Genomic DNA, 15,165 nt, shown 5'->3' on the forward strand with positions numbered 1-15,165 from the left:
CGAACGGTTCCACCGCAACGGCGGACTGGATGCGTTTCGAAATCGTTGCCCGCCCAACGATCGACGGCTCCGAGACAACGGAAGCGTCGCTGGTAAATTGTCCGAAACTCGCATGGCCGTGCGGCCGTGCCGACCGGGGCGACGGGGGCACCATGTTCCAACGGATCGGATCACCACTGTGTGCGCTGGCGCTGGCGGCGTCGGGCACGCTCCTGACGGCCGTACCCGCGACCGCGGCGCCGACCATCCCGCCGACCAACGCCTGTGGCGAGGTGGGCTTCGACCCGTCCTCGAAGGGCGGCGACCAGTCCGTACTTCCCGGCAGCCTGGACATCAAGATCCCGTGGCCCGAGATCGTTCCCGTCCCGGTTCCCGACCCGCCGCAGGACCAGACCCGGGTACCGCAGGCGCCGCTGCCCGCGGACCCGTGCGCGGACCCGTGCCCGGACATCACCGACACCACAACCGAGCAACCCGAATCCGGTTCCTCGGGGTCGTCCGGCTCCTCGTCGAACGAGTCGGGTTCCGCGTCGTCCGGGTCGGGATCGTGGGGATCGTCGGTGCCGCGCTTCTCCATCGGCCCCGACCCCGAACCCATCCCCATCCCGATTCCCGGTCCCGGCCAACCACTTCCACCCGCACCGCTCGAGCAGTCCCCGCCGGTCGAACCCGGACCGGTCGCCGGCGCGGCGTCCGCGCCGAAGGTCGGCGACGTCTCGCTCGTCGCGCAATTGACCGGGCACGGCTCGATCAACCGCACCGACAAGCGCTGGCAGGTCAACGGGACCGACCTGGGCATCACCTGGGAGTCCAAGCCCGGCGAGGTCGCCGTGGTCTTCGGCGACACCTTCGGCAAGGACTGGGCGCCGCCGGGCGCCAACGGACAGGATTGGCGGTCGAATGTGCTGGGGCACAGCACCGATCGCAACCTCTCCGACGGCATGACCATCGACTCCATGGTGCAGGACAGCCCCTGCCACGCCGTCGAGGTACTCGGCAGCCGCAAGATCAAGAACTGGGAGACCACCACCATCCCGACCTCCGGTTTCGCCATCGGCGACCGGCAGTACATGAGCTACATGTCGGTTCGGCGCTGGAGCATGATCCCCGGCATGTGGTACACCAACCGTGGCGGCATCGCGTACTCCGACGACCAGGGTCAGACCTGGACCAAGGATCCGTATGCCCAGTGGGAGAACATCTTCGGTCTCAATCACTTCCAGGTGGCCAGCATGGTCCCGGCCGGCGACCACGTGTACATGTTCGGCACCCCCAACGGCCGGCTCGGCACCGTCGCAGTGGCCCGGGTACAGAAGGACCAGGTGCTCAACAAGACCGCCTACCAGTACTGGAAGGACGGGAACTGGACGCCGATCGGGGAGTCGTCGCCCACCCCGATCCTCAGGGGCACCGCCGCCGAGCTGTCGGTGCGCTTCGACGAGTCCCGTGGGCTCTGGCAGATGAGCTACCTGGACACCATCGCGGGCGCAATCGTGTTGCGCCAGGCTACAAGTCCGCAGGGAGCCTGGACCGACGGGACTCCGATGGTCCGCTCCGTCGACTACCCGAAGATGTACGGCGGCTTCATCCACCCGTGGTCCACCGAACACGACCTGTACTTCACGATGTCCGAGTGGGACAGCTACAACGTCTACCTGATGCACGCGAAGTTGAACTGACGACTATCGTCGCCCTGATGGGCGCCGAAAGGTCGTGGACCTCGCTGGCATCGGGTTGGCTCGATCCGGTGGCGACGCTCGGTGCCGGCACGACGACCGCGCTGCTGCCGGACACCCTGGTGACCGCGGTCAGCACCGGGATCGCGCGCCGCTACGTCGGACGACGGATCACCGTGAGCCCGCAGGGTGTCCCGGTGACCGCGCTGCTCGGATCGCTGCGTATCCGCCGCCGCGGGGCGCACCTGCAGTCCCGGGTCCGGCTGACGGACGTCGTGTGGACCGGACCACCGGTCTCCGAACTGATCGCGGTCGCCAACGGCGTACGGCTGGTGCCCGGCGCGCCGTCGCGCGTCCACACCGCGCAGATCGAGGTGCGGGGCCGGATCGCGGTGCCCGACCTGCTGGACTGGATCAACGGCCGGGGCCACGACTGGATCGTGCGCGACGGGGAGTCGGGGCTGTTCCACGCCGAGCACCGCGACCGGCGCCTGCGGGCCGTCGTCGATGCGGCGCTGATCGACGACGCGATACGGATCGGGGTGGTCGAGGCGCGGTGGCGCGGCGTCCCGGTGCCGCGTCGCTACCTACGGGGACGGACGGTCCCGCTACCCGCGCTGCCGCACGGGATCCGCGGTGTCAACGCCACGCGTGACGAGGACGTCGTCAGCTTCACGCTCGAAGTACCCAGCCTCACAACTTCTTTCGACCTCACCCAGCTGATCCGGGCGGTCACCGGCTGAACGGATCGCGCGACCGGCGCTCAGTGCTCGGTCGAGGCCCACCACTTCAGCAGTTCGGCCTCGGCCTCCTCGCGGGGCAGCGGCCCCCGGTCCAGGCGCAGCTCCTTGAGGAAGGTCCACGCCTTCCCGACCTCGGGTCCCGCCGGGATGCCGAGCAACGCCATGATCGCGTTGCCGTCGAGATCGGGCCGCACCCGCGCCAGGTCCTCCTGCTCGGCGAGCAGCGCGATCCGCCGCTCCAGGTCGTCGTAGGTGGCCTGCAGCTTCGCCGCCCGGCGCTTGTTGCGGGTGGTGCAGTCGGCGCGGACCAGCTTGTTCAGCCGGGGGAGCAGATCCCCGGCATCGGTGACGTAGCGGCGCACCGCCGAGTCCGTCCACTGCCCCTCGCCGTACCCGTGGAAGCGCAGGTGCAGGAACACCAACTGAGCGACGTCGTCGACCATCTGCTTGGAGTACTTGAGCGCCCGCATCCGCTTGCGCACCATCTTCGCGCCGACCACCTCGTGGTGGTGGAAGCTGACGCCGCCGCCCGGCTCGTTGCGCTTGGTGTCCGGCTTGCCGATGTCGTGCAGGATCGCGGCCCAGCGCAGCACCAGGTCGGGGTCGCCGTCCTCGAGGTCGATCGCCTGCTGCAGCACGGTCAGCGAGTGCTGATAGACGTCCTTGTGCTGGTGGTGCTCGTCGATCTCGAGCTCCATGTCCGGGATCTCCGGGAGCACCCGCGCGGCCAGGCCCGTCTCGCACATGACGTTGATGCCGTCCACGGGATACTCGCCGAGGATCAGCTTGTCCAGCTCGGCGTGCACGCGCTCGGCGGTGATCCGGTCGATCTGTCCGGCCATGTCCACGATCGCCTGGTGCACCCGCGGCGTCAGCGAGAAGCCGAGCTGCGAGACGAACCGGGCGGCCCGGAGCATCCGGAGCGGGTCGTCGTTGAAGGAGATCTCGGGGGCGGCGGGGGTGTCGAGGACGCCCGCCAGCAGATCGTCCATGCCGCCGAGCGGGTCGACGAACTCCTGGTGACCGTCCGCCCCGATCCGCACCGCCATCGCGTTGACCCGGAAGTCGCGTCGAATCAGGTCCTCGTCGAGGCTGGTGCCGTAGCGGACCTCGGGATTGCGGGTGACCCCGTCGTAGGCGTCGGTGCGGAAGGTCGTGATCTCGATCTGCTGGTCGGCCTTCGCGGCGCTGACGGTGCCGAAGTCGATGCCGGTGTCCCACTGGTTGTCGGCCCAGCCCTTGAGCAGTCCCTGCACCTGCTCGGGGCGCGCATCGGTGGTGAAGTCGAGATCGGTGCCGAGTCTGCCCAGCACCGCGTCCCGCACGCTCCCGCCGACCAGGTACAACTCGTGTCCCGCGTCGGCGAATCGCGCACCGAGCGGGGTCAGCACGTCCGAGAGGGCGCGCAGTGTCTCGGTCGCGGAGGCGAGGAGTCGAGCGCGTCGGTCGGCGTCGGGAGTAGGGGAAACCACGACTGTGCAGCTTACCGACCCCCACGGGCCGGCTCCGCCGCCGCGGACACCGCACCCCCGCCACCCGGTGTGGGATTCGGGACTGGTTGGGCGGGACAACTAGTATCGATTGGGTGTCTCCTGCCGAACGTGCGAATCGCAGCCGCCGCAACCCGCGGCGTCGCAGCGGGCACGGCGAGCGCTCGAACGCTCGCATGCGCACGGTCCGCGAGACCTCCGCCGGCGGCCTGGTCGTCGACGGTCTCGACGGACCCCGCGACAAGCAGTGCGCGGCACTCATCGGCCGCACCGATCGTCGGGGTCGGCTGCTGTGGTCGTTGCCGAAGGGGCACATCGAGCAGGGCGAGACGGCCGAGCAGACCGCGATGCGTGAGGTCGCCGAGGAGACCGGGATCCGCGGCACCGTGCTCGCCGAACTCGGCAGCATCGACTACTGGTTCGTCACCGAGGGCCGTCGCGTCCACAAGACCGTGCACCACTATCTGCTTCGCTTCCAGGGCGGCGAACTGTCCGACGAGGACGTCGAGGTCACCGAAGTGGCGTGGGTCCCGCTGGCCGAGCTGGGAACGCGACTCGCGTACGCGGACGAACGTCGGCTGGCCGAGGTCGCGGGTGCGCTCATAGACCGGATGGGTTCCGGGTCCGGCCGAACGACCAGAGAGAACGGATGAGGACGTTCCTGCGTCGCCTCACCGTGACGACCCTGACCACATTGGCTCTTGCCGCTACACCGCCCGGTTTCCTCGCCTCGGTGAGCGCAGCGCCGACGACCACCACACCCACGGCGGGTTCGAGCGCGCCGGCGTCCGCCCGCACCAGCACCCCGCACGCGACCACCGGTCCCACGCAGCAGCGGTTCGTCGCGCTGTCGGTCGACACGGTGACCCCGTCGACGGTCACCACCTCGAGCGATCCCGTGGTCACCGTCGCAGGCAGCGTCACCAACGTCGGGGATCGGCCCGTCCGGGACCTGCAGGTCCGGCTGCAGCGCGCGCCCGCGGTGTCCGCGCCCAACCAGCTGCGGACGGTACTGAGCGCCGACCAGGAGCAGTTCGACGTCATCGGGAAGTTCACCCCGGTCCGCGACAGACTCGAGGTCGGGCAGTCGGAGAAGTTCCGACTCTCGATGCCGTTGCGCTCGACGACCGGCGCGTCGCTCGAGATCACCGATCCCGGCGTGTACCCGATGCTGGTCAACGTCAACGGCATCCCCGAGTACGGCGGGCAGGCTCGCCTCGACGACGCCCGCTTCCTCCTGCCGGTCCTCGGTGTGCCCCGCGACCCCAGCAGCGGCGACCCGAACGGACCCGACGCCGCGCCGGTGCCCCCGTCCACGGCCGACCCGGTCGCGACGACGCTGATGTGGCCGCTGGCGGACAAGCCGCGACTGGCCGCAGGCATCCCCGGCTCGACCGACGAGAAGGTGCGGCTCGTCGACGACGACCTCGCGTCCTCGCTCGCGACCGGTGGCCGGCTCGAGCAGCTCGTGGCGGCGGCGGAGTTCGCGACCGGCGAGGGAGTGGACCGGGACCACAAGCTCGCCGACAGCATGTGCCTGGCGATCGACCCCGACCTGTTGATCACGGTCGGCAACATGACCGCGGGATACCTGGTGGTCGACGATCCGGCCGACCCGACCGGCCGGGCGCACCCCGGCACCGGCCAGGCGGCGGCGGTGGACTGGTTGGCTCGGCTCCGGAAGCTCGCCCCGCACATGTGCACCACCGCGGTCCCGTTCGCGCAGGTGGACCTGACCGCGCTGCACCGCGTGGGCGACCCGACCCTGACCGCGCGTGCCGTGACCTCTCCCGCCGACATCGTCGACACCCTGCTCGGTGTCACCTCGCTGCGCGGGTTGACCTGGCCGGACGCCGGTGTCCTCGATCCGGCGACCGCGGCCGGGCTTCCCGGCCTCGGGCCGACGACGCTGCTCGCCGCCAACGCCCTCACCGAGGACACGACCCAGGCGAAGGTCCCGCTGAACGGGGGCAACAACGGCGCTCCGCTGTACGCGGCCCTGTTCGACGTGCCCGCGGCCACCGCCCTCGCCGGGGTCGGCGATGCTCCGCAGACCCCCACATTCGCGCCCGCAGGCACCCGCTACGACCTTGCCGACGACTCCCGGACCGCCCGGTTGCAGGACGCGCTGGGCGCCGTCACCTGGCTGTCGCTTACCACCCGGTCCACCCAGACCCGGTTGTCGAACGCGAACCCGCGCCCGCTGCTGCTGGTACCGCCGCAGCAGTGGACGGTCGACGGCGACGAGGCCCGCGCGGTGCTCTCCACCGTCTCGACGATGCTGCGGTCGGGCCTGGCGACGCCGCGCGCGCTGTCCGAACTCGTGGACCGGGCGGCGCCGCCGCCGCCGTTCGACCTGGACTACCCCGAACAGGCCGTCAAGGACGGTGCGCCGGCGTCGGTGCAGGACGGTGCGGCCGCGCTGGCACCGGAGGTCGACGCGTTGACCGCGACGCTGGTCAACGATCCGCAGTCGACCCTGACGCCGGTCCGGTACACCGCTCCGCTGAACGAGGACCTGCTGCGGGCGATGAGCACCTCCGGCAGGCGAGGCGGGGACAGGCCGGCAGCCTCGGCGGCGGCGGACGAGCGGATCGCGCGGGTGCAGGCGGCGATGCATGGGATCTACGGCTCGGTGACCGTGCTGGCGCCCGGCGGCGCCTACACGCTGGCGTCGGAGCAGAGCCCGCTGCTCTTCGTCGCACGCAACGACCTGCCGGTCGGGATCACGGTCCGACTGAGCATCTCGGCACCGCCGGGGATGACCGTCACCGACATCGGCGACCAGCAACTCCCGGCGCGCGGCAGTCGGGCGCTGCAGGTCCCGGCCAAGGTCGCCGATTCGGGGAAGATGGTCGTCAACGTCGCGCTGACCACGACCAGCGACCGGGAGTTGGGCGAGCCGGCGGCCGTGTCGGTTCGCTCGAATGCGTACGGCAAGGTGCTCGTGATCATCACCGGCTGCGCGGGCGCACTACTGTTGCTACTTGCGGGACGGCGGCTCTGGCACCGGTTCCGGGGTCAGCCGGACCCAGCGGATGAAGGGTACAAAGCTCGATGACTGGGAGCATGCAGCGACCACCGGGTCCCGGAGCGGAGCCTGCGCAGCGACCCGAGGGCACCGGAGCGGAGCCCGCGCGGCGACCCGCGGGAACCGGACCGGAGCCCGCGCAACGATCGGGCGCGGCAGGCCCCTCGTCTTCCGCCCCCTGGGAACGGTCCTACCCCGATCCGCGGCCGGCACCTCGTCCTCAGCAGCACCAGCCGTACCCACAACAGCCTCAACAACCACAGCAGCCTCGCCGTCCCCAGCAGTCCCAGCCGGGCCCGCCCCAGCCCTACCGCCCGCAACCGGCCCCGCAGCGCGCCGCCCCGCAGCGCCACCTGCCGAGTGACCCCGCCCGACGACCCGTGTCCACCCCCGTGGTCGAGGCACCGACGGCCCCGGAGCCGCCCACCGAGCAGGACGGCGGGGACGACAACCCCAACTCGAACTCTCGACTGATCGCGTCGACCGGCTCCATCGCCATCGCGACCCTGGTCAGTCGGATCACCGGCTTCCTCAAGCAGGTGCTGCTCCTGACCACCCTCGGTGCTGCCGCGGCCAGCTCGTTCACCGTCGCCAGCACGATGCCGAACATGATCTCCGAGCTGGTGCTCGGCGCGGTCCTCACCGCGATCGTGGTGCCGGTGCTGGTCCGCGCGGAGAACGAGGACGAGGACGGCGGGGCGGCGTTCGTCCGGCGACTGTTCACCCTCTCCGTCGTCACCCTGGGCACCGCCGCGCTGGCGGCCGTGGTGGCCGCCCCGCTGCTGACCCGGCTGTTCCTGCCCGAACACGGCAAGGTCGACGAGCAGCTCTCCACGAATTTCGCCTACCTGCTGCTGCCCGCCATCTTCTTCTACGGCCTCTCCGCACTGCTGACCGCGCTGCTGAACACGCGACAGGTGTTCCGGCCGGGGGCCTGGGCGCCGGTCCTGAACAACCTGACCGTCCTGGTGGTCCTCGGGATCTACTGGCTGCTGCCCGGTGGCGACGAGGTCACCACCACACGCCTGTTGGTCCTCGGCCTCGGCTTCACCTTCGGTGTCGTGGTCCAGGTCCTGACCCTGGTGCCCTCGATCCGGCGGCAGGGCATCAGCCTCAAGCCGCTGTGGGGCATCGACAACCGGCTCAAGCTGTTCGCGGGCATGGGCGTAGCCATCGTCCTGTACGTGCTGATCAGCCAGATCGGTCTCACCATCGGCACCCGGGTCGCGGCCTCGGTCGACTCCGCCGGACCCGTCATCTATCAGCAGGCGTGGCTGCTGCTGCAGCTGCCGTACGGCATCCTCGGCGTCACGGTCCTCACCGCGATCATGCCCCGACTGAGCCGCAACGCGGCCGCCGAGGACACCCCCGCAGTCGTCGACGACCTGTCCGTCGCGACCAGACTGACCATGGTCTCGCTGGTGCCGGTCGTCATCTTCCTGACCTTCGCCGGACCGCAGGTCGGGCACGCACTTTTCGGCTACGGCAACTTCGGGTCGGCCGACGCCGAGCGGCTCGGACACGCGGTCAGCTGGTCGGCGTTCACGCTGATCCCGTACGCGCTGGTACTCATCCACCTTCGCGTCTTCTACGCCCGCGAGCAGGCCTGGACGCCCACCTGGATCATCCTCGGTATCACCGGTGTGAAGGTCGGTCTGTCGTTGCTGGCACCGACGGTCGCCTCCGACGACAGCCAGGTGGTCAGCCTGCTCGGTGTCGCGAACGGTCTCGGCTTCACCGCAGGCGCGATCATCGGCGGCGTGCTGCTGCGGCGCAGCCTCGGTTCACTGCGGATGGCGAACGTCGGCAAGACGGCCTTCCTCGTGGTGGTCGCGTCCGTGGCGGGCGGGATCACGATGCTCGCCGCCGAGCAGCTGCTGGGCCTCGGCAGGCTCGCCGACAAGTTCGGCGGACCCGGCGCCTTCGTCGAGGTCGGCGTCTCCGCGGTGATCATGCTCGGGCTGACCTTCGCGCTGCTCCGCATCGCCGGAATCCCGGAGGTGGTGGCCGGGACCGTCGCGGTGACGCGTCTGGTCAACCGACTGCTCGGCAGGGCACCGAAGGTCTCGACGACCGCCACGGCGGAATCGGTCTCGCTGTACGAGGCCGACACCGAGTTGCTTCCCGTGATCGGACGTGCTCAGGTACCACTCAATAGCAGGCAGCAACTCCCGTACCCTGGTGCCGGGCGTACCGGGGCGCCGATCTCGGGCGGGGGGAATTCCAGCCAGATGCGCGAAGGAGCGAGGGTGAGCGACGAAGACGTTACCGGCGGCAAGTCTGCCGGGTCCACGGTGGAGGCGTCGGCACCCCAATCCGCAACGCGCACAACCGAGAACGCGGTCGAGCGCACGGAGAAGCGGCCCGCCGACTCCGCGCGGCCCGAGCGTGACCTCACGGTCGACACGGGGATCATCCCGATCGGCTCGCCGCAGCTGCCGCCGATGCGCGTCGGCGAGCCCGCGGCCCGCCGCACCCAGCGCGGGCCCAAGCTCCTGGCGGGCGCCTCCGTCGCGGGTGGCCGGTACCGGCTGCTCGCCCCGCACGGCGGTGCGCGCGGGCTCAAGTTCTGGCAGGCACACGACACCAAGCTCGACCGCGAGGTCGCGCTGACGTTCGTCGATGCCGACCAGCGCGCCGGCGCCGACACCCCGGACGCCGAGGGTCCGCAGGCGGTGCTCTCGCGCACCCTGCGGCTCGGCCGGATCAATTCCCCGGGCCTGGCCCGCGTGCTCGACGTGGTCCGCGGCAGCTCGGGCGGCATCGTCGTCGCCGAGTGGACCCCCGGCCGGTCGCTGCGGGAGATGGCCGAGACGGTGCCGTCACCGATCGGTGCCGCCCGGGCGATCCGTGCCCTCGCGTCGGCGGCCGAGGCCGCGCATCGCGGCGGTGGCGCGCTGTCGATCGACCATCCGGACCGGGTCCGGATCTCGGCCAGCGGCGACGCGGTGCTCGCGTTCCCCGCGACCCTGGCCGATGCGGACGCCAGCTCGGACGTGCGGGGCCTCGGTGCCATGCTCTACGGCCTGATCACCGCCCGCTGGCCGCTCGGCGAGCCCGCTCCCGCACCCGAGGCCGGCGCCTTGCCGCCCGCAGCGGGGGAGCGCCCTGCCAACACGGTCGGCGGCATGAAGCTGGCCGACCGCGGCGACGACGGCCAGCCGGTCGAGCCGCGCAAGATCCGCCCCGAGGTTCCGTTCGAGATCTCCGCGGTCGCTGTCCGCTCGCTCGAGCAGGGCGGCGGCATCCGTACCGCGGCCACCGTCCAGCACGTGCTGGACCAGGCCTCGGTGGTCGACCAGAAGACCGATCTCATGCCCGCGCTGCGGCTCGGCCAGCGGCCCGCCGGTGCGTCCGGGCACGCCCTCGCCGATCCCGAGGAGCAGAAGGTCCGGAGCAACCGGATGCTCATCGCCCTCGCCGGCCTCGGTGTGCTCACCGTGATCGTGCTGGCACTGGTCTGTTGGTGGCTGGCGAACCTGTTCGCGGGCGGAAGCTCGACCGAGCCGCTGAACGAGCAGAAAATCGGCCTCACCACCAGCGCGGCGGGCCCGAGCGACACCCCCTCGCCCTCGGCTGCTCCGGTGGCGGCGTCCGCTCCGATCCTGCCCGCCGGTGCCACCGTCTACTCCCCACAGGGGTCCCCGGACAACCCGGCGACCGCCGGGCTGGCGGTGGACGGCAATCCGGCCACCAAGTGGAGCACGGACACGTATTTCCAGCAGTTCCCGTCGTTCAAGACCGGCGTCGGCCTGCTGGTGAACCTCGCGCAGCCGGCCGCGCTGAAGGAAGTCACGATCACCTCTCCGAGCGTCGGCTCGGCAGTCGAGATCCGTACCGCCCCGAGCGACAACCCGACCCTGGACCAGACGCAGGTGATCGGGACGGGGGTGCTCAAGGACGGCGTGACGACGATCCCGGTGACCAGCGACGGCAACGCGACCCGGGTGCTGGTGTGGATCACCAAGCTCGGCACCGACGACGGCAAGAACCAAACCTCGATCGCCGAACTGGGCTTCTCGAAGGCTCGGTAGCCACAGAGCTCTCCCAGCTCAGGCGCTTGGGAGTAGCCGCAGACCTCGCGGTCGGTTAGCATCCGCGCGTGCGAATCAACAGGGGGATCGCCGGCGAGGGCATGACTGACGCCCAGCTGCTGGCGGCGCACGCGTCGGGGGACGCACGCGCATTTGCAGAGTTACTCGGTAGGCACCAGGACCACCTGTGGCAGACCGCGAAACGGACGAGCTACACGCCGGAGGACGCCGCTGACGCGTTGCAGGAGGCGCTGCTGTCCGCGCACCGCACCGCGGCGAGTTTCCGGGCGGACGCGGCGGTGCGCAGCTGGCTGCACAAGATCGTCGTCAACGCCTGCCTCGACCGGATACGGCGCAACCGTGCCCGCCCGACCGTGCCGCTCTCCGACGACGAGAAGTACGAGCCGGCGGGGGCCCGCGACGAGATGTCCGATCGCGAGACGTCGATGGCGATCGAGGAGGCGTTGTTCACGCTGCCGGCGGAGCAACGCGCGGCGGTCGTCGCGGTGGACCTGGAGGGCTATACGGTGGCGGAGGCCGCGGCTCTGCTCGGTGTGCCCGAGGGCACCGTCAAGAGCCGATGTGCCCGCGCCCGAAGCAAACTCAAGCAACGGCTCAAATATATGCAGAACGATCGGAACCAAATCACGCCGGACGGGGTCTAATTCCTGTGAGGGGAACCGCAGCGGACGCACAGCGCGCGTCCCTGCACCGAGTTCGGTACAGCCAGTAGCTCCAACATCGCAGGGAGGTGTCAATGGTCGCCCCGGGAGACGATGCCCTGTTCCCCCCATTCGACCCCGAACTACTCGCCGACCTTCACGCCGGGGTACTCGACCCCGAGTTCGCCGATCGACTCCGGGCCGCGACGCTCGAGGACCCCGAGGCGACGCGCACCCTCGACGCACTCGACGCGGTCCAGGCAGACCTCGGTGCGCTGCGTGCCCGTGACACACCCGCGCCACCGATCCCGCCCGAGGTCCTCGCCCGCGTCCAGGGCGCGCTGGCCGAGGCTCCCGCCCCCTCGATCCCGCTCTCCGCACGCCGACGGCGAGACCCGGTCCGGCTGGCGGCGGCGGCCGCCGCCGTGGTCGTCGTTGCCGCGGGAGCCGGAATCGGCATCGCCCGACTGACCACCGAGTCGCAGCCGGACTCCACGCCGCCGGGGACCCCCCTGTTCGCGCACTCACCGACCGGCGGATCCGGCGCGGGAGTCGAACTCGGCGACTCCCTGAGCCCCGTGTCCGCCCTGAGCATGCTCGGCCACTCGTCCCTCGGCCCGCTCGAGTCCCCGGCCGCACGCGAGTCCTGCCTGCTCGCGAACGGAGTCGACCCCTCGCGTCCGCTGCTCGGATCCGGGCCGGTGCGGCTACGCGGCGTGACGGGAATCCTGATGCTGTTCGCCGGGCCGCGTCCGCCACAGATCACCGCGTTGGTGGTCGGAACAGGTTGCAGCACTGACGATCCCGCGACGCTGGCGCGCGCCGACATCGGCTGAATCGGCACTTCCGGCCGTCAGCTCGACCCGTCGGCCACCGGAAGCAGGATCTCGAGCACCTTCGCCCGTACCTCCGGGGTGTCCTCCTCCGGCGCGATCAACGACAGAAACAACGCTGCGCCCGCGCCGAGCACGAGCAGAGCTCTCGCCGTGTCCGGGTCGCCCGCCGCCGAACCAGACGAACCCGGGAACAGCTCGGCTGCCGGATCCGCGAAGTTGCGCCACAGCGCGGCGCGCAGTTCGTCGTGGTCCCGCAACGTCGCGAGCAGTCCCGGGACCGCCTCGCGGACCTCCGGCTGCCGGAACAGCGCCGAGCTGCCGGTCACCACCCAGTGAATCCAACCGGCGCGGTCCGCGCCCTCGAACGGCGTCAGGTCGGGGGTGACGCCCAGCACGGCGTCGAGGACGAGCTGCGCCTTCGACTCCCAGCGCCGGGCGATCGCGGCCCGGCTGACACCCGCCCGCCCGGCGACCGCTCGTACGCTGAGCTGGTCGAATCCAACCTCCAACAGCAGGGCCCTGGTCGCCGCGAGGACGTCGGCGTCGATGCGGGGGTCGCGGGGTCGTCCCGATCCGGTGGCATTCATCCACCGAATTCTCTTCCATCGCGACCGTCGGGGCTATAACGTGTCCAATTACGAGTCCGGTGGCACCGTAATGCCGGGCGGAGCACGAGGACACCCATGACGACCACCCACCCCGCACCGACCCCCGCGCCGCGGATCTTCGAGCCCGCCCGGCTCGGACCGTTGACGCTGCGCAACCGCATCGTCAAGGCCGCCACGTTCGAGGGCGTGATGCCTCGCGGCGCGGTCTCCGACGAGCTCGTCGAGTTCCACCGTGCGGTGGCCGCGGGCGGCGCCGCGCTGACCACCGTGGCCTACTGTGCGGTATCCGAGGCGGGCCGAGTGCACCGGAACACCCTCGTGCTCAACGAGGCCGGCCTGCCCGGCCTGACCCGGCTTACCGAAGCCGTGCACGCCGAGGGCGCCCTGGTCGCGGCCCAGATCGGGCACGCCGGACTGGTCGCCAACACCCTGTCCAACAAGCAGGCGACACTCGCTCCGTCCACGCGGATCAGCGCTCCCGCAATGGGTCTGGTGCGCGGAGCGACGACCGCGCAGCTGGCCTCGGTCACCGCCGACTTCGAGCGGTCGGCGCGGGTCGCGGTCGAGGCCGGGTTCGACGCGATCGAGGTGCACCTCGGCCACAACTACCTGCTCAGCTCGTTCATGAGCCCGAACCTCAACAGGCGCCGGGACCGCTACGGCGGCAGCGTCGCGGCCCGGGCGCGGTACCCCCGCGAGGTGATCGAACGGGTCCGTGCCGCGGTCGGCGACACGGTCGCGGTGACGGCCAAGTTCAACATGACCGACGGCGTGCCGAAGGGACTCTGGCTCGACGAGAGCCTGCAGATCGCGAAGCTACTCGAGTCGGACGGGCACCTCGACGCGCTGCAGCTGACCGGCGGCAGCTCGCTGCTCAACGGGATGTACTTCTTCCGAGGCGAAGTTCCGATGGCGGAATTCGTTGCGTCCCAACCGAAACTGGTCGGGCTCGGACTCAAGGTGTACGGCCCGCATCTGTTCCCGACCTACCCGTTCGAGGAGGCCTTCTTCCTTCCCTTCGCCCGTCAGTTCCGCGAGGCCCTCTCGATGCCGCTGATCCTGCTCGGCGGCATCAACCGGGTCGACACCATCGAGAACGCACTCGGCGAGGGCTTCGAGTTCGTCGCGATGGCGCGCGCGATCCTGCGGGAACCCGGCCTCGTCAACCGGATGCGGGACGATCAGACGGCCGAAGGTCTGTGCATTCACTGCAACAAGTGCATGCCGACGATCTACACCGGCACCCGGTGCGTGGTGCGCGAGACCATCTCGAACCTCCCGCTGCCGGCCGTCGCGACCGGCTAACCGTCGGATCGTCGGAGAGCGAGCACTTCGCCACCCTGACGGTTCGCCATGACTACGATGTGCTCGACCGAGGTGACCCGATGACCGGGGTCGCCCCACCGCGGTCCGAGCGCAGCGCCCGGGCTGCCAGCACCGGAAGGGGAGCGTTGCCGCGGATCAGCGCACCCACCGTCGCCGAGCACCGGGCAGCCCAGCAGCGCGCCCTGCTCGACGCCGCCCGCGACCTCCTCGCCGAAGGCACCGCCGAGATCCCCGGGTTCGCCGAGGTCGCGGCCAGGGCCGGACTGGCCCGGTCGAGCATGTACCAGTACTTCAAGTCCCGTCAGCACCTCCTCGACGCGCTCATCGAGGACTCGTTCCCGCGCTGGTCCGCGCGGGTCGAACGGGAGATGGTCGCGGCGGGCGCACCCGACCGTCGCGTGCTGGCCTACGTCCGGGCCAACCTCGACCTGGTCGCCGACGGCGAGCACGCGATCGCGTCGGCGATCTCCTCGATCGCACCGCGCGAACGCATCAACGAGACCAGCGCGATGATGCACCGGCAGTTGGTGGCCCCCCTCACCGCGGCGCTCGCCGAGCTCGGCGCCAGCGATCCGGTCGCGACTGCGGAACTGATCAACGCAGTGGTGCACGCCGCTACCCGGCAGATCGAGGCGGGTGCCGACGTCGAATCGGTGCAGGCGCGGGCCGCCGAGCTGATCGGGCCCTATGTGACACTCGCCGCCTCGGGCTCGGGTGCCGGGAACATCACCCCCTAGTCTGGTGTTGAGCCAGACAACG

11 protein-coding genes are annotated in these 15,165 nt (G+C 70.7%); 9 read left to right on the plus strand and 2 right to left on the minus strand.

Going from position 1 to position 15,165, the window contains the following annotated elements; translation table 11 throughout:
- The first annotated feature begins 152 nt into the window (after positions 1-152).
- Both ACFVH2_RS00875 and ACFVH2_RS00880 read left to right on the plus strand, forming a co-directional pair.
- On the plus strand, positions 153-1,679 hold the full coding sequence (locus ACFVH2_RS00875; protein ID WP_378420627.1) for a DUF4185 domain-containing protein: 1,527 nt from the start codon (positions 153-155) through the stop codon (positions 1,677-1,679).
- Positions 1,680-1,696: 17 nt separating this feature from the next.
- Positions 1,697-2,419, plus strand: a complete 723-nt coding sequence (locus ACFVH2_RS00880) for a hypothetical protein (RefSeq protein WP_378420629.1) — start codon at positions 1,697-1,699, stop codon at positions 2,417-2,419.
- Between the two features lie 20 nt (positions 2,420-2,439).
- Here the strand turns inward: ACFVH2_RS00880 and ACFVH2_RS00885 are convergent, their stop codons facing one another.
- Positions 2,440-3,891: a CCA tRNA nucleotidyltransferase gene (locus ACFVH2_RS00885; protein ID WP_378420631.1), complete on the minus strand. Its 1,452-nt coding sequence runs from the start codon at positions 3,889-3,891 to the stop codon at positions 2,440-2,442.
- 113 nt (positions 3,892-4,004) lie between these two features.
- Between ACFVH2_RS00885 and ACFVH2_RS00890 the strand changes: the two genes are divergently transcribed.
- The 5 genes from ACFVH2_RS00890 (at position 4,005) to ACFVH2_RS00910 (ending at position 12,472) form a co-directional block, all read left to right on the plus strand.
- A complete protein-coding gene (locus ACFVH2_RS00890) occupies positions 4,005-4,562 on the plus strand; it encodes an NUDIX hydrolase (RefSeq protein WP_378420633.1) in 558 nt (185 codons plus the stop codon).
- The gene (locus ACFVH2_RS00895; RefSeq protein WP_378420635.1) at positions 4,559-6,970 is read left to right on the plus strand and encodes a glycoprotein; all 2,412 of its coding nucleotides are present in this window, start codon (positions 4,559-4,561) and stop codon (positions 6,968-6,970) included. The genes ACFVH2_RS00890 and ACFVH2_RS00895 overlap by 4 nt, the downstream gene beginning before the upstream one ends.
- A 323-nt stretch (positions 6,971-7,293) precedes the next feature.
- Entirely contained in the window at positions 7,294-10,974 is a 3,681-nt protein-coding gene (murJ, locus tag ACFVH2_RS00900) for a murein biosynthesis integral membrane protein MurJ (RefSeq protein WP_378421363.1), read from the plus strand.
- Between the two features lie 68 nt (positions 10,975-11,042).
- Positions 11,043-11,639 carry an RNA polymerase sigma factor SigM gene (sigM, locus tag ACFVH2_RS00905; RefSeq protein WP_378420637.1) on the plus strand — a complete coding sequence of 199 codons (597 nt, stop codon included), beginning with the start codon at positions 11,043-11,045 and terminating at the stop codon, positions 11,637-11,639.
- Between the two features lie 92 nt (positions 11,640-11,731).
- On the plus strand, positions 11,732-12,472 hold the full coding sequence (locus ACFVH2_RS00910; RefSeq protein ID WP_378420639.1) for a hypothetical protein: 741 nt from the start codon (positions 11,732-11,734) through the stop codon (positions 12,470-12,472).
- Between the two features lie 17 nt (positions 12,473-12,489).
- On the opposite strand, the gene ACFVH2_RS00915 is transcribed toward ACFVH2_RS00910, so the two are convergent.
- Positions 12,490-13,059 (minus strand): TetR family transcriptional regulator, encoded by a 570-nt coding sequence (locus ACFVH2_RS00915; protein ID WP_378420641.1) that lies wholly within the window; start codon positions 13,057-13,059, stop codon positions 12,490-12,492.
- A gap of 96 nt (positions 13,060-13,155) precedes the next feature.
- Here ACFVH2_RS00915 and nox point away from each other — a divergent pair, with 96 nt between their 5' ends.
- Both nox and ACFVH2_RS00925 read left to right on the plus strand, forming a co-directional pair.
- Complete coding sequence (gene nox / locus ACFVH2_RS00920; RefSeq protein WP_378420644.1) at positions 13,156-14,385, plus strand: 4,4'-dithiodibutanoate disulfide reductase; 1,230 nt, start codon at positions 13,156-13,158, stop codon at positions 14,383-14,385.
- A gap of 146 nt (positions 14,386-14,531) precedes the next feature.
- Positions 14,532-15,143, plus strand: coding sequence for a TetR/AcrR family transcriptional regulator (locus tag ACFVH2_RS00925; RefSeq protein ID WP_378421365.1), 612 nt, complete (start codon positions 14,532-14,534; stop codon positions 15,141-15,143).
- Positions 15,144-15,165 lie beyond the last annotated feature (22 nt).

The organism is Rhodococcus sp. NPDC127527, assembly GCF_042672245.1.
GTDB lineage: Bacteria > Actinomycetota > Actinomycetes > Mycobacteriales > Mycobacteriaceae > Rhodococcus_G.